Origin of the sequence: Caldibacillus sp. 210928-DFI.2.18, from assembly GCF_020554505.1 — a bacterium.
Lineage (GTDB): Bacteria > Bacillota > Bacilli > Bacillales > Caldibacillaceae > Caldifermentibacillus > Caldifermentibacillus hisashii.
Genome location: NZ_JAJCHL010000018.1, coordinates 28,087 through 47,126, shown reverse-complemented (window position 1 = coordinate 47,126; position 19,040 = coordinate 28,087). Strand labels below are relative to the sequence as shown.

At 38.0% G+C, this 19,040-nt stretch carries 19 protein-coding genes and 2 pseudogenes; 6 read left to right on the top strand and 15 right to left on the bottom strand.

Features of this window, described 5'->3' with window-relative positions; all coding sequences use genetic code 11:
* Nucleotides 1-100 precede the first annotated feature (100 nt).
* The 5 genes from gcvH to LIZ98_RS06080 form a co-directional block, all read right to left on the bottom strand.
* Nucleotides 101-487, bottom strand: a complete 387-nt coding sequence (gene gcvH, locus LIZ98_RS06100) for a glycine cleavage system protein GcvH (protein WP_227139191.1) — start codon at nt 485-487, stop codon at nt 101-103.
* Between the two features lie 208 nt (nt 488-695).
* Nucleotides 696-1,058 carry an arsenate reductase family protein gene (locus LIZ98_RS06095; protein ID WP_227139190.1) on the bottom strand — a complete coding sequence of 121 codons (363 nt, stop codon included), beginning with the start codon at nt 1,056-1,058 and terminating at the stop codon, nt 696-698.
* Nucleotides 1,059-1,336: 278 nt separating this feature from the next.
* Nucleotides 1,337-3,121, bottom strand: a complete 1,785-nt coding sequence (locus LIZ98_RS06090; protein ID WP_227139189.1) for an acyl-CoA dehydrogenase family protein — start codon at nt 3,119-3,121, stop codon at nt 1,337-1,339.
* 83 nt (nt 3,122-3,204) lie between these two features.
* Complete coding sequence (locus tag LIZ98_RS06085) at nt 3,205-4,380, bottom strand: acetyl-CoA C-acetyltransferase (RefSeq protein ID WP_034772189.1); 1,176 nt, start codon at nt 4,378-4,380, stop codon at nt 3,205-3,207.
* A 121-nt stretch (nt 4,381-4,501) separates the two neighbouring features.
* A complete protein-coding gene (locus LIZ98_RS06080) occupies nt 4,502-6,931 on the bottom strand; it encodes a 3-hydroxyacyl-CoA dehydrogenase/enoyl-CoA hydratase family protein (protein WP_227139188.1) in 2,430 nt (809 codons plus the stop codon).
* Between the two features lie 307 nt (nt 6,932-7,238).
* Between LIZ98_RS06080 and LIZ98_RS06075 the strand changes: the two genes are divergently transcribed.
* Both LIZ98_RS06075 and LIZ98_RS06070 read left to right on the top strand, forming a co-directional pair.
* Nucleotides 7,239-8,354 carry an AI-2E family transporter gene (locus tag LIZ98_RS06075; protein ID WP_227139187.1) on the top strand — a complete coding sequence of 372 codons (1,116 nt, stop codon included), beginning with the start codon at nt 7,239-7,241 and terminating at the stop codon, nt 8,352-8,354.
* A gap of 170 nt (nt 8,355-8,524) precedes the next feature.
* Nucleotides 8,525-8,779 carry a DUF1450 domain-containing protein gene (locus tag LIZ98_RS06070; RefSeq protein ID WP_034772197.1) on the top strand — a complete coding sequence of 85 codons (255 nt, stop codon included), beginning with the start codon at nt 8,525-8,527 and terminating at the stop codon, nt 8,777-8,779.
* Nucleotides 8,780-8,842: 63 nt separating this feature from the next.
* Here LIZ98_RS06070 and LIZ98_RS06065 read toward each other — a convergent pair whose 3' ends face one another.
* On the bottom strand, nt 8,843-9,295 hold the full coding sequence (locus tag LIZ98_RS06065) for a YwnF family protein (RefSeq protein ID WP_227139186.1): 453 nt from the start codon (nt 9,293-9,295) through the stop codon (nt 8,843-8,845).
* Between the two features lie 263 nt (nt 9,296-9,558).
* A pseudogene (locus LIZ98_RS18275) lies at nt 9,559-9,666 on the bottom strand (ABC transporter permease); the annotation flags it as partial.
* Nucleotides 9,667-9,760: 94 nt separating this feature from the next.
* Between LIZ98_RS18275 and LIZ98_RS06055 the strand changes: the two are divergent.
* Entirely contained in the window at nt 9,761-9,925 is a 165-nt protein-coding gene (locus LIZ98_RS06055) for a hypothetical protein (protein WP_156103241.1), read from the top strand.
* 37 nt (nt 9,926-9,962) lie between these two features.
* Nucleotides 9,963-10,166, top strand: a pseudogene (locus tag LIZ98_RS18270) (IS1634 family transposase); the annotation flags it as partial.
* 270 nt (nt 10,167-10,436) lie between these two features.
* Here the strand turns inward: LIZ98_RS18270 and LIZ98_RS06050 are convergent.
* Genes LIZ98_RS06050 through LIZ98_RS06040 form a run of 3 tightly spaced genes read right to left on the bottom strand, consistent with a single transcriptional unit; the run spans nt 10,437 to nt 13,583 of the window.
* A complete protein-coding gene (locus LIZ98_RS06050) occupies nt 10,437-11,432 on the bottom strand; it encodes an ABC transporter permease (protein WP_227139192.1) in 996 nt (331 codons plus the stop codon).
* Nucleotides 11,433-11,445: 13 nt separating this feature from the next.
* Entirely contained in the window at nt 11,446-12,411 is a 966-nt protein-coding gene (locus tag LIZ98_RS06045; RefSeq protein ID WP_041846858.1) for an ABC transporter ATP-binding protein, read from the bottom strand.
* 2 nt (nt 12,412-12,413) lie between these two features.
* Entirely contained in the window at nt 12,414-13,583 is a 1,170-nt protein-coding gene (locus tag LIZ98_RS06040) for a COG1470 family protein (RefSeq protein ID WP_375293570.1), read from the bottom strand.
* A gap of 217 nt (nt 13,584-13,800) precedes the next feature.
* On the opposite strand from LIZ98_RS06040, the gene LIZ98_RS06035 reads away from it, so the two are divergent.
* Nucleotides 13,801-14,382: an RNA polymerase sigma factor gene (locus LIZ98_RS06035; protein WP_034772201.1), complete on the top strand. Its 582-nt coding sequence runs from the start codon at nt 13,801-13,803 to the stop codon at nt 14,380-14,382.
* Nucleotides 14,379-15,098, top strand: a complete 720-nt coding sequence (locus LIZ98_RS06030) for an anti-sigma factor (RefSeq protein WP_227202989.1) — start codon at nt 14,379-14,381, stop codon at nt 15,096-15,098. Before LIZ98_RS06035 ends, LIZ98_RS06030 begins: the two co-directional genes overlap by 4 nt.
* A 155-nt stretch (nt 15,099-15,253) precedes the next feature.
* Here the strand turns inward: LIZ98_RS06030 and LIZ98_RS06025 are convergent, their stop codons facing one another.
* The 5 genes from LIZ98_RS06025 to LIZ98_RS06005 form a co-directional block, all read right to left on the bottom strand.
* Entirely contained in the window at nt 15,254-15,997 is a 744-nt protein-coding gene (locus LIZ98_RS06025; protein WP_041846854.1) for an amino acid ABC transporter ATP-binding protein, read from the bottom strand.
* Between the two features lie 14 nt (nt 15,998-16,011).
* Nucleotides 16,012-16,671 (bottom strand): amino acid ABC transporter permease, encoded by a 660-nt coding sequence (locus LIZ98_RS06020; RefSeq protein ID WP_227091634.1) that lies wholly within the window; start codon nt 16,669-16,671, stop codon nt 16,012-16,014.
* Nucleotides 16,672-16,824: 153 nt separating this feature from the next.
* Nucleotides 16,825-17,610, bottom strand: a complete 786-nt coding sequence (locus LIZ98_RS06015) for an amino acid ABC transporter substrate-binding protein (protein WP_043988467.1) — start codon at nt 17,608-17,610, stop codon at nt 16,825-16,827.
* 280 nt (nt 17,611-17,890) lie between these two features.
* Nucleotides 17,891-18,127, bottom strand: a complete 237-nt coding sequence (locus tag LIZ98_RS06010; protein WP_034772207.1) for a ferredoxin family protein — start codon at nt 18,125-18,127, stop codon at nt 17,891-17,893.
* Between the two features lie 187 nt (nt 18,128-18,314).
* Entirely contained in the window at nt 18,315-19,028 is a 714-nt protein-coding gene (locus tag LIZ98_RS06005; RefSeq protein WP_041846852.1) for a hypothetical protein, read from the bottom strand.
* Nucleotides 19,029-19,040: the final 12 nt, after the last annotated feature.

The following is a 19,040-nucleotide window of genomic DNA, read 5'->3' as shown; positions in this document are numbered from 1 at the left end:
GCTACGCCCTGCACATTCCTTGAGGATGGGAGACTTCTTTCGGAAATCCGTTAAAAAAAGGACATCTAAACTCAGATGCCCTCCAAAATATGTATCTCATTTATTTTGCTTCATTAATCATTTGATCGTATTCGTCGGCGCTCATTAATGTTTCTAATTCAGAAAGGTCTTTCGGTTCAATGACAACCATCCAAGCTTGTTCATATGGAGATTCGTTAACTAATTCCGGACTGTCGGTTAATTGTTCATTAACTTCAACAATTGTCCCGCTGATCGGTGCATACAATTCAGAAACTGTTTTTACCGATTCCACACTTCCAAATGGCTCATTCACCTGTAATTTTTTTCCAACTTCAGGAAGTTCCACGAAAACAATATCACCGAGTTCTGATTGAGCAAAATCACTGATACCGACCCGGACTTTATCCCCTTCTACTTTTACCCACTCATGCTCCTTGGAAAAACGAAAATCTTTTGGTGTTCCCATGCTAATCCCTCCAAAAATGATGTATAGAACAAATTTATCATACAAAAGCGATTGTTAAAAGTACAAGTAAACGACTATTTATTTACCCGTTCTTTTTGGAACTTGTTATCACTTATTGCGAATTAACTCGTACAATAAACGACTATTTATCTTAAGATTCTTATTAAAACTTGTTCACGCACACATCGCGAATTAACGCGAACAATAACTATTTATTTAACCATTCCTTTTCGAACTCTTCTTCTTTAAAACCGACAGTCACTTTCTCACCATTTGTTACAATCGGCCTTTTTAAAAGCATGCCATCAGAAGCTAAAAGATCAAGTAGCTCCCCTTCTTCTAAAGTGTTTATTTTATCTTTTAGGCCCAATTCACGATATTTTTGACCACTCGTATTAAAAAACCTTTTTAATTCCAACCCGCTTTTTTTATATAATTGCTCCATTTCATCACGATTGGGGGGATTTTCCACAATATGGACAGCATGATAGGAAACCCCGTGTGCATCTAACCAGTTTTTGGCTTTACGACATGTCCCGCAGTTCGGATACCAATAAAATGTTATCGACATTTTAACACCACCTTATCATTTACAATCCTTCTTTTTCTATTATAGCACGTAGCGTTAGTTTGAAAAGAATCAGCCTTTTACCGATTCGTAAATCTCCTGTTTAGGAAAAATAGTTTGTGTAATAGTAGCCGGAAAGAAAAAACAGTTCATGTGAGTGGATCCTTTCAAGTAAATCTTGCAAAAATAGTTACAAGACCTGACCTTTGAATCCGTCCCATCATGAACTGTTTTACATGTAAGAGAATGAATTTTGTTAATTATGATTGTTTAATATCACATTATACAATATATTTTTCTGCTTCAATTAATTTATCTGCAGCTTCCCGTTTTTTCGGAATCACATTAATTGGTGTGTAACGGGTTAATTTGCGTAATGAAGATAATAACATCCGCTGAGTATCACCGCCGGATACAGCAATTAATGTTTCTTTTGCATCCGATTCGATTCGGTTGAAGGCGGCTTGAGCAAAAATTTCTGTATAAAGCAGTTTTTGTTTGCTCTTTTCTAAACCGTCACGGGCAATCGCCTTTTCCGTGCGTAATACTGCAGATTCCATCGCATAGGTGAAGGAAACGATATCAGCAATATTTACAAGGATTTCTTGCTCCTCTTCCAGTTTTTCTCCAAATTTTTGAACTGCAAGACCGGCTGCCATTAATGCGATTTTCTTTGCGTTACGGACTAAATATTTTTGCAATGCTAATGGTTCATCACCCGGTTCTTCCGGCATCAGCATCATAAGTTCTTCTTGTAAGCTTTGTGCTTTTTCAAATAAAGGCAGTTCACCTTTCATTGCTTTTTTCACATAGGTGCCCGGGACGAGTAAACGGTTAATTTCATTGGTTCCTTCAAAAATACGATTGATTCGAGAATCACGGTAAGCCCGTTCGATTTCATATTCTTGCATGAATCCATAACCGCCATGGATTTGTACCCCTTCGTCAACAACATGGTCTAATACCTCTGTGGAGAAGAATTTATTTAAGGAGCACTCAATGGCATATTCCGCAATGGAAGCGGCAATTGCTTTTCCGTCTCTTGCTTCTTCTTCACTAAAACTGCCCATTCTTTCATCAAATAGGCCGACTGTGCGATAAACAGAACTTTCTGCGGCATAAATTTCAGAAGCTAATGTCGCTAATTTTTCTTTGGTTAAGTTGAAGCTGGCAATTGTACGGTTAAATTGTTTCCGTTCTTTGGCATACTTTACTGTTAGTTCAAATGCAGATTTGGAACCGCCGACTGCTCCAACACCTAATTTATAGCGGCCAATATTCAAAATATTAAAGGCAATCACGTGACCGCGACCAACTTCACCTAAAACATTTTCAACAGGGACCGGAACATCTTCTAAAATTAATGTACGAGTGGACGAACTCTTAATTCCCATCTTCTTTTCTTCTGCACCGGTAGATACGCCCGGGAATGTGCGTTCAACAATAAATGCAGTGAATTTTTCACCGTCGACTTTAGCATAAACGACAAATACATCAGCGAAGCCGGCATTGGTAATCCATTGTTTTTCACCGTTTAAAATATAGTGGGTACCTGCTTCATTTAATTTTGCCGTTGTTTTTGCACCTAATGCGTCCGATCCGGATCCGGGTTCTGTCAATGCATAAGCGGCAAGCAGTTCCCCGGATGCAAGTTTCGGTAAATATTTTTGTTTTTGTTCTTCATTACCGAATAGAACAATCGGCAATGATCCGATTCCGACATGGGCTCCGTGAGAAATCGAGAAACCACCGGCACGAGACATTTTTTCAGCAATTAGTGCAGAAGTAATTTTATCTAAACCAAGACCACCGTATTCTTCCGGTACGTCTGTCCCAAGTAAACCAAGTTCCCCGGCATGCTTTAACAGTTTCACAGAGTATTCGAACTCATGATTTTCCAATTTTTCTACGACAGGCATGACTTCATTTGCAACATAGTCTTCTGTTGTTTTTGCAATCATTAAATGTTCTTCTGTAAAATCTTCCGGTGTAAATACTTGATCCGGACCGATTTCTTCAATTATAAAACTACCACCTTTTACAATTTCATCAACAGATTTTGCCATGAAAAATTCCTCCCTAAAAGTTATATTTAGTTGAAAAGAATATGAAAGGAGCAACTCTCATATTCTTATTGTTTCCAATTTCCTTACAGCAGTTCAAACACACCTGCTGCACCCATTCCGCCTCCGATACACATTGTAACGACACCAAATTGAACATCTCTTCTTCGCATTTCATGGATAAGAGAAAGCGTTAATTTTGCACCGGTGCAACCAAGTGGATGACCTAAAGCGATTGCTCCGCCATTGACATTGACAATCTCTTCATCTAAGCCTAATTCCCGAATCACTTGAATCGATTGAGAAGCAAAGGCCTCATTTAACTCAATTAATCCGATATCAGACAATTCTAACCCGGCCAGTTTCAGTGCTTTTGGAACTGCGACGACAGGACCAATTCCCATAATTTCCGGCGGCACACCTCCCACTGCAAAAGAACGGAATTTGGCAAGCGGCTTTAACCCTTCTGCCTCTGCTTTTTCCCGATCCATTAAGAGAACCGCTGCCGCACCGTCACTTGTTTGTGAAGCATTACCGGCCGTAACCGTACCTTTGACATTGAAAGCCGGGCGTAATTTCGCCAAAACTTCCAAGGTGGTATCCGGTCTAACACCTTCATCAGTCGTAAATTGAACAGTTTTTTCAACGAGTTTATTGTTTTCATCGACGGAGCGAAAAGTGACATCAACAGGGACAATTTCCTCATTGAATTTCCCTTCTGCAATCGCTTTTGCCGCTCTTTGATGGCTTCTCACGGCAAAAGCATCTTGTTCTTCCCGAGTAATGCCGTATTTTTCCGCAACTTGCTCAGCTGTATGACCCATGCCCATATAATATTCCGGTGCCGTTTCAGCTAATTTTGCATTCGGGCGAACCACATGTCCCATCATTGGCACCATGCTCATGGATTCAGCACCACCGGCTAAGACAGCTTCTGCCCCACCAAGCATGATTTTTTCCGCGCCATAGGCAATTGCTTGCAATCCCGATGAACAATAGCGATTAATGGTAATTGCCGGTACTGTATATGGGAGACCTGCCAATGCACCAATATTTCTTGCCATATTTAATCCTTGTTCGGCTTCCGGCATTGCACAGCCGATAATTAAATCATCAATCGGGCCTTCATAATGGTTTGCTCTTTTTAATGTTTCTTTTACAACCAGTGCACCTAAGTCATCCGGTCGCGTATGACGAAGTGTTCCTTTTTTTGCCCTTCCCACAGGTGTCCGCGCACCGGCGACAATTACTGCTTCTCTCACATCGTTTCCCCCTTTGTACTCGAATAAAAAAGTATAGTAATTGGATTAAACCTTTGACAAGTTTTCCTGCCTGGCTCCACTATGAAAGCTTCGACAGCAATCCTTCTTCTCTTCTATTCTATTAATTCCGTAACGGTTTTCCCTTTACCAACATGTGTTGCATCCGCATTTGCGTTTTCGGTTCTGCTATTAAACTTAAAAATGCTTCTCTTTCCAAGTCAAGAATATATTCTTCATCTACTTCTGTTCCGAACGGCACTTTACCGCCAGCCAATACGTATGCAAGCTTTTTGGCTATTTTTAAATCATGCTCGGAAATATAACCGGATAAATGCATCCCTTGTGCACCAAGGAGTAATGTTGCATAACCGGTTTCACCGACGACCGGTACTTTTTTACGCACAGGTGGCTGATAACCGCTTTCATAAAGTTCGATAACAACTTGTTTGGCATCATAAATGACATGATCCGGATTTTTGCTAATTCCGTCAAGATTATTTAAGAACCCAAATTCTCTTGCCTCTTCAGCTGAGGTGGATACTTTTGCAGTCGCAACTGTTTCAAATACTTTGTTTGCAACTTCTTGTAAGTCGAATTTGACTCCTTTAGGCATGCTGTTTAAATGTTTGATATATAACTCTTTTGTTCCGCCACCGCCCGGGATTAATCCAACACCGACTTCCACAAGGCCGATATAGCTTTCAGGTGATGCTTGAATTCGTGCAGCCGGCAGAATTACTTCAGCTCCTCCACCGAGAGCCATTTGATGTGGTGCGGCCACAACCGGTTTTTTACTGTATTTAATATTTAACATCGCTTTATGGAATTGGCGAATCACAAAATCTAGCTCAAAAATATTATCGTCTTGTGCTTCCATTAGCATCATTGCAATATTCGCACCGACACAGAAGTTTTTCCCTTGGTTTGCGATGACAAGACCTTTATAGTTTTTCTCCACTTCTTCAATGGATTTGTTAATCATTTGAATGATATCAAGTCCAATGGCGTTGTTTGGTGAGTGGAATTCAAGTAATGCTACACCATCACCGATATCGATCAAGCTTGCCCCGGAGTTTTTCATAATCACGCCTTTTTGCTTTTTCAATAGTTTAAGATTGATAGATTTCTCGTTTTGTTTAACCGGTTTATATTCTCCGCGGTCATAATACAGGATTGCACCGTTATCTTCTTTATAGAAAGATGTTGCACCGTTTGCGATCATTTCTTTAATCCAGCTTGGAACAGTCAACCCTTCACTTTCCATACGCTGAACTGATTTTTCAAGACCAATAGCGTCCCAAGATTCAAACGGACCTTGTTCCCAACCGAAGCCCCATTTCATTGCATTATCAACAGCAACTATATCATCGGCAATTTCATAAAGTAATTCTGAAGAGTAAACCAAAGTTTTGGAGAATACACTCCATAATAGTTTCCCAGCACGGTCATCGGCATAAACCAATGCTTGGAGTTTTGCCTTTGTACCCTTTTGTTGTTTTGCCAGTTCGGTTGAAGGCGTTCTCAGTTTTTTGACCGGTTCATATTCTAACGTGTTTGGGTTTAACTCAAGAATTTCCTTCCCTTTTTTCAAGAAAAATCCTTGACCTGTTTTCGCACCTAACCATTTTCTTTCTAACATCTTTTCAAGTAGCGGTGGAACGGTAAATACTTCTTTCTCTTCTCCTTCTACTTGATCTTTCACATTGTTGGCAACGTGAACAAATGTATCCAGTCCGACAACATCGAGGGTACGGAATGTGGCACTTTTTGGTCTGCCAATCATCGGTCCAGTAATGGAATCGACTTCACCGATGGAATAACCATTGTTTAATACTTCCTGTAATGTGATTAATAACCCGTATGTTCCAATGCGGTTGGCAATAAAGTTCGGTGTATCTTTGGCAATGACTACCCCTTTGCCAAGGACATCTTCACCGAATTTTTCCATGAAATGAACGACTTCCGGATCGGTATCTTTTGTCGGAATGACTTCCAATAGTTTTAAATAACGCGGCGGATTGAAAAAATGCGTGCCGAGAAAATGTTTTCTAAAATCTTCTGAGCGACCTTCCGCCATTGCATTGACGGAAATTCCGGATGTGTTTGAGCTTACAATTGTTCCCGGTTTCCGATATTGGTCAACTTTTTCAAAAACGGATTTCTTAATATCCAATCTTTCGACAACGACTTCAATTATCCAATCAACTTCACTAAGTCGCTCTAAGTCATCTTCTAAGTTTCCTGCTTCAATCAGGGATAGATTATCTTTTGTAGTCAACGGTGCCGGTTTTTGTTTAAGTAATTTTTGTTTACCTGCTTCTGCAATTCGATTACGGACGACTTTATCATTTAATGTCAGTCCTTTTGCAGCTTCTTCTTTTGTTAATTCATTTGGTACAATATCGAGCAATAATGTCGGGATCCCAACATTTGCCAAATGTGCTGCGATGCCGGAACCCATGACACCGGAACCTAGTACGGCGGCTTTTTTAATTTGTTTAACCAAAACTTCTTTCCCCCTTTGTTCAGTCTTGAATGAACACTCATTCATTTTTAGTCGAAAAAAATTTCTAAAATAATTTTCCATCCATGTTTTTAATATACATAATTTTTCCCAACATTGCAATATATAATCATCTAGAATCACGAAATTTTATATAAATGTAGTAAATTTCAATCAGCTGAGGCAGCAATATCCCAAATAATTCTTTATTGAACTAGGTAAAGCATGTGTGCATCCCCTCTCTTGCCTGTCTTGAACAATTTAAAATTTTCTACATGAATATTTGAAACCTATGGAAATTTCCATCCGTATTCTATAATATTAACTTATACATAAACGGAAGGAGTTTGTTCGGTTGTATAAAACTAAATTACATTTTTGGACATTAGAGATTCTGCTTATCGTCGGAATTATTTACATATGTACCAAAATTTCGTTTCTGTTTAATCCGATTGTCGTCTTTTTATCCACTTTGTTTTTCCCGATATTAATAACGGGTTTCCTTTATTTTCTCTTTAATCCGATCGTTTCTTTATTGGAAAAAATAAAAATTCCGCGAACTTTGGCCATTTTTATTTTGTATGTATTATTTATCGGGCTCGTCGTTCTTATCGTAGCATTAGTAATCCCAATTTTATCACAACAATTTCGCGAGCTTTTTGCAAATATTCCAAAATATATCGATAAGCTTCCAGAGATCATCAATGATATATCCAAGTCAGACGCGTTCCATTGGTTTCAAAATCAAGAGTATGTAGATCTTGATCAAATTCAACATAATTTAATGAGTTATCTTTCGGATATTCCAACAGCTGTCACAAATAGTCTATCCGGCTTAATTGGTGCGGTTGCGAATATTACTTTAGTCATTGTGACGGTACCATTTTTACTTTTTTATTTATTAAAAGATGGGCATAAACTGCCGAATGCAATCTTACGGTTTTTGCCGAAATCGTATCGTAAAGAAGGCTTAGTTATTTTAAAAGATACAACAAACACTTTAGCAACCTATATTCAAGGACAGATAATCGTTTCACTATGTGTAGGTACATTGTCATTTATCGGTTACATGATCATTGGCTTACCTTATGCATTATTATTAGGATTAGCAGTTGCGGTGACCAATATTATTCCATATGTCGGACCGTTTTTAGGGGCAGCTCCTGCTTTTATCGTCGGGCTATTTATTTCCCCATGGACGGCTATATTGGTCGTTGTCGTTGCCGTAGTCGCTCAGCAGTTCGAGAGCAATTTTATCTCACCGCTAGTCATTGGGCGAGCTCTGGATACCCATCCGGCGACGATCATTATTATTTTATTGGTAGCCGGAAACATTGCGGGGATTTTGGGTATGATTTTAGGTGTTCCGGTCTATGCCGTTTTAAAAACGATTGTTTTAAACATCGTTCGACTTGTCCGGCTACACCGCGAGCATAGAAAAGAGGCTACTATCGGATTAAACAAAGAATAACAAATGCTCCCTATCCTAAAAATAGGGAGTTCTTTATTACTAAACAACCCCGACTGAAAAATAATGCCCCTCATCCATAAGTGAAACACATTCCATAAAGCATGTTGCTATTAAATTTAGTAAAACATTTGTATAATAAGGACAAAACGGAACGAATGGGGAAATCGGTTATGGGGCTTTTTAAAAAAAAGAAAAAGGTTATATTGGAGTTCTGTACCAATAATTTAAACCAATTTTATGATGATGATCTGTTTGACGAATTAGAGGAATTGGTCAATGAACAAGACTATCAAGTGAAAGAGATGGATTGCTTAAGTTATTGTGATGAATGTACATGTTCTCCCTATGTTTTAGTTAATTCGACTTTTGTTGAAGCGGAAACACCGCGGGAATTAATCATGAAGCTGAAGGAAAAGAATACATAAGCTGTGGATAATCTTTTATTTTAACAAAAAAGGACAGACCCCTATGGATCCGTCCTGTATATGCTAATCTTCATCATCTGTTGTCAATCTTTTCAAACGATCTTCTTCTTGAAGAAACTTAATAAAATTCTCCATAGCCATAACCGGTTTCTCATTAACAAGATGAATATACTGATTTTTTCTTTCACTTGTTAAATAGCGGCTTTTTTTCATCCGTTCAATAATATAGCGAACGCCGATACGTTCTATTTCCTTTTTGGTTAGTTTTGTTTCCCGTAAAAGAGCAAATCCAAATGCACCGATGACCGCATAAATAATTACCGGTATATAATAATCTCCGTCTCTTGTTGTAAAAAACAATAAATAGATAAGATTAATCATCGCAATACCAATAAGTGGAAATGTCCAAAACATATATTTCGAAGTTTTCCTCGCCAATGGTAAAATAAGCTTTTGAATCTGTTCTATTTCTTTCTTAATATTCTCTGGAAAACTATTCATTAAAAAGTTGTCCATATAATCACCTTTTATAATTATATTCCTAACATACCTATTCAATCACACGGTTAAACATGCAAAAAAGAAATAAAGAGACCTACCTTCATTCAATAATGGAGGTAAGGTCTCGCTAACAATCAATATTGCCAACAAAGCCGAGAGAACAAATCTCCGTAATGACGACCTCGCTGTAGAAGCTACTCCCCTTATCAAAAACAGATAAATTATTGATTACAGTTATGATACTATATAAATTACATACTGTCAAAACATACGCAAAATTAGTTCGCGCGTATTTCTTGCCGCCTGAATAAAATGTAGGCAATGACAAAACAAATCAATGTTGCGGCAATCATTCCGGTTAGCTGCGGCCAAATTAATAATAGACTAAATATTTATTTTATTACAGAAATACATTATCATAATACTAGAAATACTGTAATACTATTCATGGTTTTTTTTAAAATTTGGAGGTCTTTGTCAATGAGGAAATTTTTTGGTATTATTTTAGGTTATTTAATTGGATTCGGTGTTTTACTGCTTATTGGAATCGATATTACTTTGGATACTTTGAAAATATTTTTATTTGCAACTATTATTGGTCTTGTCATTGGTGCAGTCGTAAATAGATTATGTAAAAAAAGGTAATATACAAGTATGGTGTTAAATTATAAAAGCAAGCACCCTACAGATAGGGCTATTTATGGACACCGGCGGGATTCCGATTACTTACGGCCTCTATCTCGGGAATATGTTGGATAAGCAAACCCTGATCCCAATGCTTGGAAACATTCAGCGCAACTTTTCTCTCGGGCGCATCATTGTGGTGGCGGATAAGGGGATGACCGCGGGAGATAACATTTGGTATACCCTTTCGTCCAAAAATGGTTAAACTATTATCTGCTTGAGTATTTAGATGAGGTGCTTGTCGACATCTGCAAGGAATTGGGAATCGATTTTGGGAAGAAATACATGTCACTCGGAGAAATCAAAAAATTTTAGGAGACGTGAAAAAGGAATAATTTTCCTTACAACACTGTGGCAGACAAAACCAGCCCTAAACATTTGTTACTACTAGGTTTAGGGCTGGTTTTTTACCATATAAGGTGCAGAAGTCAGAATACTATCTAATTTACATACTGTCAAAACATACGCAAAATTAGTTTGCGCGTATTTCTTGCCGCATGAATAAAATGTAGGCAATGACAAAACAAATCATTGTTGCAGCAATCATTCCGGTTAGCTGCGGCCAAATTAATAATAGACTTTGAGATAACGGCAACGGACTCGCTACTGCCCCAACCGTTTGCTCCATGGTTAGCGGCCCCAAGCTTCTCACGGTTGGCGAGAGCAAGGTTGTCGTTGCTTCACTAAATAAATAGTTTGGCGATAGTCTGAGCAAGTTAAGTACGAATTCTTGCCTGCCGACTGCCTGTTCAACTGTTGTAATGGAATCATTGTTTAAAAGCGGCTTTGCAATCAGATTGATAATCATCGTATAAAATACACTAAAAAATAACCAAACAGCAATTGAAGAAAGAGCCGATGTTGCCGCCTGACGAAAAATGACTGAAAACAATATACTTAAGTTTAACCAAAAGGCAATATATACGATACATGAAATAAGAAAAAACACGATCCGGAAGAATTCTTCTAAAGTTGGCGGTATACCCAAAATTAACATGCCCATAGACATAACTAATAATCCTAAAGTGAAAAATAATAAACTACTTAGTAATAAGGCAGCGACAAATTTGCCGTTAATGACATAATCTCTTGGAATCGGTTGGGCCATTAACCGACTCAATGTTCCCTTATTTCGTTCTGAGTTAATCGCATCAAAACCAAGAGCAATTCCTAACAATGGGCCTAAAAATCCAACAAAAGTGATAAACGAAGGTAAAGTTCCATCACTCGTTGTAAATAATTGCAAAAATAAATAAGAACTCCGCCCAATTTCCTCGGCCGATTCATTGGCGTCAATAGCATCTTGAATAGTTGTAACAGCAGTATAAAGGGAACCAACGCATGTTAAAAGAATAATCGCCAATAAAATAATAATTCGCCAGCTTGATATAAAATCGCTGAATTCTTTTTGGACAATGACCCAAAATGTGCTGTTGTTCCTATGCTTTTCCGTATGTTCCTTATTCATAAGTAACGACCATTTATTTTTTAGTGAGGCCAATTCCATCCGGATTACCTCCTTCAAAATAACGATGGTAAATTTCATCAAGTCCAAAATTTTTCTTTTGTAATTGATAAAGGGAAGCGCCTGACTCGATAATCGCTCTACTTATTGCGGCAGAAACATCTTCTTTACAATAGATTTCTATACCACTAGGAACGGTTTCTACTTTATTGACATTCGGGATGGTCTGCAATCGTTCTATTAATTCCTTATGAATAGGTTGGGCTTTAATTTCAATCACAAATGTATCTTCAACAAACAATTGCTTTGCCAGGCTTTCCATATCTCCCGCAGCCAATAATTCTCCATTGACAAAAATTCCGACTCGATCACAGATTTGTTGGACCTGATGTAAATGGTGGGAGGATAGAAGAACGGTCATTTGTTCCTCTTCGTTTAATTCCCGAATTAATTTTAAAAAATCACGAACGCCCTCAGGATCAATCCCTAAAGTCGGCTCGTCCAAAATAATGACTTCCGGTTTTTTCATGAGTACATCGGCGAGTCCGAGTCTTTGCCTCATCCCCCGTGAATATTTTCCTGTTTTTTTATCGGCGGCATCCAGTAAATCGACTTTTTGTAATAAATGATGGGCCCTTTTTTTCGCTTCATCTAAAGGAATTCCGTTCAATTGCGCTGTATACAATAAATTTTCCAAACCGGTCATATGTTGATAAAAACCGACATCGTCCGGAAGATACCCAACTTTTTTCTTAACTGCAATCGGATTTCGGGTCGGGTTTATTCCACAGACCGTAATATTTCCTGAAGTTGGTTCACTTAATCCCAACATCATTAATATCGTTGTCGTTTTGCCTGCACCGTTTGGTCCCAGTAACCCAAAGATTTCACCTTTATGAATGGAAAGAGATAAGTTATTAACCGCAAGTTGTTCTTCATATTTTTTCGTGAGTTTGTCCAATTGGATAATTGGGGTTGTCACAGCTATCTCCTCCCATATTTTTTAACAATGTAGTATAATCCCGCTACTACTCCTGCAATGATGAGGACAGCAACAATTCCCCAAAGTGTTGATGTTTTAACCGAAATTCTGAAGGTGGCATCCGCCGATTTTTCTGCCGCTGTAGCAGTAAATGTTGTTACATAGTCACCGGCAATCGCATCATCAGAGGCTTTTATTTTTGCCTTTACAGTTGCCGATTTTCCGGGTTCGATTTCGGGAATCGTGCTTCTGTCAAATTCCGACTCCCAGTTTGGAGGAGTTTTCGCTGTAATACTGACATCTGTCAATGGTGCAGTACCGGTATTTTTAATAACTAAATCAACTATTTTTTCTTTACCGGCAGTTATATCTGTACTCAATTTTCCTGAAGGTGTGGTTAATTCTAATTCGTAAGTACCGGTAATAACTGCCTCCAGTTCCAGTTCTGCTGACGTATTACCGCTCGTTGCCTTGATTGGGATTTTATAGGTTCCGGCTTTCACTTTTTCCGGCGGTGTCACCTCGACAGTAATATCTTGTGTATCATTCGGCTCTAATTTTACAGATGTAACTGAATCACTGCCTGTTTTAAAGCTTACCCCCCATCCTTTCTCGGCAGAAGAACTTAATGCATAATTTTGAGTATCGGCTGTTCGGTTTCGCAATGTGACCGTATAGGTGAATTTAGAATCAGCATTCCCTTGTAAATTTGCCTGGTCGCTTGTCAATGCTGATGCCAGTGCTCCTTGTTCACTGATTGAGATTAAAAATGGTAGTTTTGAATTGCTGTTTCCGTCCGATGCAAGCAAGGAAAAACGATAATCTGCTTTTTGGACATCGAGCGGTGAAGTAATGTCCAAAGATATTTTTTCTTCACTGTTTCCCCGGACGGACAGCTCCTTAATTTCTCTACCGTCTGCTGTTATTTTATACTGCCAGCCGTCGGGTAAACCTTCAACGGAAAAAGACATATTTTTTATACTCGGGCTACTGTTGATAACGGTAATAGAGTAATTGATTGTTTCACCTGGCGTTGCAGATAATCCTGTATACGGTGTAAATAATGATACACCTTCTACAGCCAAAACTTGTCCGGGCTTGATAAAAGTAAGAAGGATGAAGCCAACTGCGATAATCGAAATCATCTTTTTCAATTTACCTGTCATTTTCATTCCCTCCTTTTACATTTTCATATTTAATACGCAAAAATATCAATTTTAGATTTGTCATTTTAAAAATTTGGTGGTAAATTTTTTATGAAAGTTGTGATCGAACTAGTAAAATAGTTACTTCCAATTTGAAACACAGCAAAAGGTGGTTAAACCTTTTAGGGCTAATTAGCAAATGAACCTTTCTACAACGTTTTAGCTTTTAAGGGGGGCGTTTCTGATGAGTAATGATCAGGAAAATATCCAATTATTAAAGGATATTGCAGCCGGCTCCCGACAAGCTTTTGATATTTTTTATGAAAAATATATTTCCTTTGTTTACCAAATTGCTTTTTCCATCGTTCATAATCACGCAGAGGCTGAAGATATTTGTCACGATGTATTTTTGGAAGTTTATCAAAAAGCAAGGCAGTATTCAGAGGAAAAAGGAAGTATCAAAGCTTGGCTTGCCGTGAAAACAAAGAGCCGTTCACTGGATCGGTTACGGAAAAATAAACCTCTTCTTATTCATCGTCTTGAAAATTTATCGGGGAGCAAAAAAATGGAACCGGGAGCAGATTTACAATTTTTACATTCATTAGAAAAGCATTTAATTGTTGAAGCATTAAAGGCAATCCCGATTGAACAGCGGGAAGCAATTATTCGCTCCTATTATAATGGGGAAACACATAATGAGATTGCAATGACTATGAAAAAACCGTTAGGCTCAGTAAAATCACTGATCCGATATGGACTGAATAATTTACGAAAGCAAAAAGCACTGATGCAATGGGTAGGTATTGATCGAGGTGAGAAAAAATGATGAAATCTAAGCACATCCCTGAAGAACAACTGGTTGACTATCTATTGGGAAACATTGGGGAATGGGATGCGAAACAAATAAAAGCTCATCTGAACCATTGTAAAAAATGTCAATATTTATTGAGCGATTGGCAGTTTTTATTAAGTCAAGATCATAAGAAATTTCAACCTTCTCAGTCAATGAAAGATCGTATTCAACATAGTATCAATCAGATGGAAGGAAAATCATTTAAACGAAGAACCGTGATTGGGAAACCCGGTCTCCTTTTTGCAACAATTGCATGTGTATTCCTAATTTTTTATAGTGTTCACAGTTATTATCAAGATATCAACACGAGGAATTATGAAATTGCCGAAAATGATGAAATACCACCGGAAACAATTCAAAGCGCACCTCATACCCAACAAATAAAAGTCACTCCGGTATCTGAATTTAATCAAATAAACGGTTATGTCTGGGTAAATCGTAATCGAAATGAAATGTTGTTGGAGGTAGACGGGCTTGAAGAGTTAATCAATCAGGATTATCAATTATGGATCATTTACATGGATAACTCGATCGATCATGAAATCCTACCGACTCAAAACGGAATGACAAGAATGTTATTTAGAGATATTGATGTAGATGAATTTAAAAAATTGAAAGCAAGTGTCGAACCTAGAGGCGGAAGCATTGAACAGACAGGGCCCGATACGTTCATTGTTGAATTTCAATAAACAGGCCTTCTTTTTGCAAATCAAAATAAGCATTATGCCCCGATACATTCATTGTTGAATTTCCATAAGGTGTCAGATTTCGTTTACGGGTTCTGACACCGATTTATTTAAGAAGACTAACCCATTTAATACTAATCGCCCGCTCTGAAACTGATTTATTCAAGCAGACCTAAGAAAGCTTTTGTCCGTTCATTTTTCGGGTTTTTAAAAATTTGAGCAGGAGAATCGGATTCAATAATTTCCCCTTTATCCATAAAAATAACCCGGTCGGCAACTTCTTTAGCAAAGGCCATCTCATGGGTTACGACGACCATGGTCATTTGTTCATCGGCCAAATCTTTCATAACCTTTAATACTTCACCGGTTAATTCAGGATCAAGTGCTGACGTCGGTTCATCGAAAAGCAAAATTTCCGGGTTCATCATTAATGCCCGGGCAATGGCAACCCGCTGTTTTTGACCGCCGGATAGCTTTGCCGGAAATGCGTCTGCCCGATCAGCTAAACCGACTTTTTCCAACAATGCGCTACTTCTTTTTTCCAAGTCACCGCTTGCTTCCTTTCTCACAAGTTTCGGAGCCAATTCTAAATTTTGTTTTACCGTTAAATGAGGAAACAGGTTAAAATGTTGAAAAACCATTCCCATTTTCGCAGTTATTTCTTTGATTTCTTTTGGTTTTGCATACACACCATTCTTTACTAAGTTGCTGCCATCTACCGTAATGGTTCCGTTATCGATAGTTTCTAAATGAACGAGACTTCTTAATAATGTACTTTTTCCCGAACCCGATGGACCGATAATCGCAACAACCTCATTCCGTTCAACGGTAAAACTAATCTGTTTCAATACATCCAGGCGATCGTATGACTTTATCAAATTAGTAACTTCTATAAGCGCCACAATATCACACTCTCTTATTCAAATTGATATTTTCTCTCGATTTTCTTTAAAATTATTGTCAAAAGCAAGGTGATGACCAGATAAATAACTGCTGCGACAAAATATGGGACGATTGTAAAATCCCGGTTAACAGCCGTTTGTGCATAATGGAGCAATTCCGGTACTGCAACAGCATACAATAAAGAGGTGTCTTTAACTAGCGTAATCGATTCATTAGCCACGGTGGGTAAAGCAACACGAAACATTTGCGGTAAAATGATTCGGGTCATCGTTTGCCATTTATTAAAACCAAGCACCTGGGCAGCTTCATATTGACCTCGATCGATTGCGAGTAACCCGCCGCGGAAAATTTCCGCAAAATAAGCCGCATAGTTTAATACGAAACCAAGACATGCCGCAACAAACCGGTCAAGAACTAAATAATCACCGATCACCGGTAACAGAGGCAGTCCAAAAACAATAAACAATAATTGCAACAATAGTGGAGTCCCGCGCATGACATAAATATAGGCATGGACAATTAATGATAATGGTTTGAACCTACTTCGAACAGCTAATGTCAATAAAAAACCAAGAGGAATGGAAAAAATGATAACGATCAAAAAAAGCAAAAGCGTTACCTTCGTTCCATCAAGCATCGGTTTCAAAACCATATTGATGTAATCAAATGACATAAGGTCCTCCTAAGTTTGGAATGTTTATTTATATTGTAGAAGAAAGCAAGGGAAAAATGCATATGAAATCGGTTATTGCTCTTCCGCTTTGATAGGGTACATACATGGAAGAGCAATCAGCCGAAACGTATTACTGCAACTATTAAACTTTTTTTATTTTAATACTTTATCTTCACCAAACCATTTTTCCGAGATTTTAGCTGCGGTCCCGTCAGCAATCAGTTCATCCAGTGCCTTTTGAACTTCTTTTAATAAGGCGTCATTCCCTTTTTTCACACCAACCGCATATTCTTCAGGTGCAAGGGATTCTTTTAAAATTTTATACGTATCCGGTTCTTTCGTCATGTAATAATCGATAACAACTTCATCAATCACAACCGCATCGACACGACCATTTTTTAAATCACTTAAAGCAAGGACATTATCTTTATATTCTGTAACCTGCTTGATATCTGAAGCAATTGGAGCGGATTTCAGTGCATCGCTTGCGGAAGATTGCGCTTGAAGACCGACATTTTTCCCTTTTAAATCATCCAGTTTTTCAATTGTGGAATCTTTCAATGTGACAATCACTTGGGCATTAGCCAAATATGGTTTCGTGAATAATACCTTTTCTTTTCTTTCATCTGTAACCGTATAACCGTTCCAAATTAAGTCAATGCGACCGCTGTTCAATTCCGATTCTTTCGCACTCCAGTCAATCGGTTGAATAACGACATCCTTCCCCATTTTTTCACCTGCCGCTTTTGCTAAATCAATATCAAAACCGACTATCTCATTGTTTTCATCACGGAATCCCATTGGGGCAAATGCATCATCAATCCCGATCACTAATTGATTATCTTCTTTACTTGTATTTTTAGATGAGGCATCGGATGAGCATGCAGCTAATAGAGATACGAATAACATAAAGAATATTATTTTTCCCAGACGTTTCATAAAAGCCCTCTCCCATTCAAATTTATTTATCTTATTAGCAATTTAATTCTTTAATATACTAAAATATGAATTTGATAAACATATCATATCATCGGAAAGAAGAGTTGTCAATAAAAATATTTTATTTCATTAGCAGACTAAAGAATTCTTTGATAAAAACGACCTCTCCTTTATGTCAGGGAAAGATCGTTTTTCATTCTTATTCTTCACATTTTTTCCATCCGTTTCCAATAAAAAAGCAGTAGCGAATTGCACCACTACCACTTACCCAAAATTGATATTATCTGTCAAAAAATTTCTTGGCTTTTTCAAAATAAACTTGTTCTTCAGGTGTTAAGTCCTCTTCATAAAAGATTGCCTCCACCGGGCAAACAGCTTGACATGCTCCGCAATCAATACAAATGGACGGATCAATATAAAATTGATCTTCTCCTTCTTCTATACAATCAACAGGACAAACCTCCACACATTCGGCAGCTTTTTCGTCCTTACATGGTGCTGTTATAACAAAAGCCATCAAAACCCCTCCATTTATCTTATTAAATATTCAGCCAATCATAACCTTTTGATTAAATCAATTATATCCTTTCTTTCTATATCAAATTTAATTCTAAATTCAATAAAAGTCAATTTTCATTTTTCTTTTTTTCAGTCAGCTTTGAGTTAAATTCCTCTTGGATCCAGCCACTTTATCCCTACTCGATTCACTTCACTAAAATCTGATGAAATAAATGTCCGCATTTATTCTGAAGAAGTTGTTCCAAAGAGGAATCATAAGCAACTAGACAACAGGTAGCCGGTCCCGAAGATTTATCCAAATCGACGTCACAATTGATTTGATGAATAGGGAATTCATAGTTAAGCAGGACTCGAAGTTCATGCAAAATTCCTTTTGATCCGACAGGTAAAAGAACGACATCCTGCAATTGGCATAGTTCCTGAAATAACGAAAGAGACAGTACTTCATGTTCCCGCTCCAAAACTTCATTTCCGACTAAAGGAGAGCCGATTACCGCCAATTTCATATTGTCTACAGAAAGAATGGTGTCATGAGCTAATCGGTCTTTTTTCCCCATCACAATAATACCAATTGCTGATTGAACGAGAGAAAAATTACTCTCTGTACTACCTGTAATGGGAATATCTGCTAAACCGAGTTCTTCCAAGCCCCTCTCTATACCTTTCATGAGCGACGGCCAGACATCATCCCCGGAAAAATTATGAAGCACGACAGCTAACGGTGTTCCTCCAGCTGCCATACATTCCATCACAGCTACACGGAACCCGTAATAAGAAACAACTTCATAGGGTGTCTGAACGATATCATGCGCCTTTAATCCGATGCCTCCGCTATTATCAGCAGCAATCACAAGAGACTTCTTGTCATTTAACGGAATTTCTGTAATATCTCTTTTCATCGCTGTTCTCCT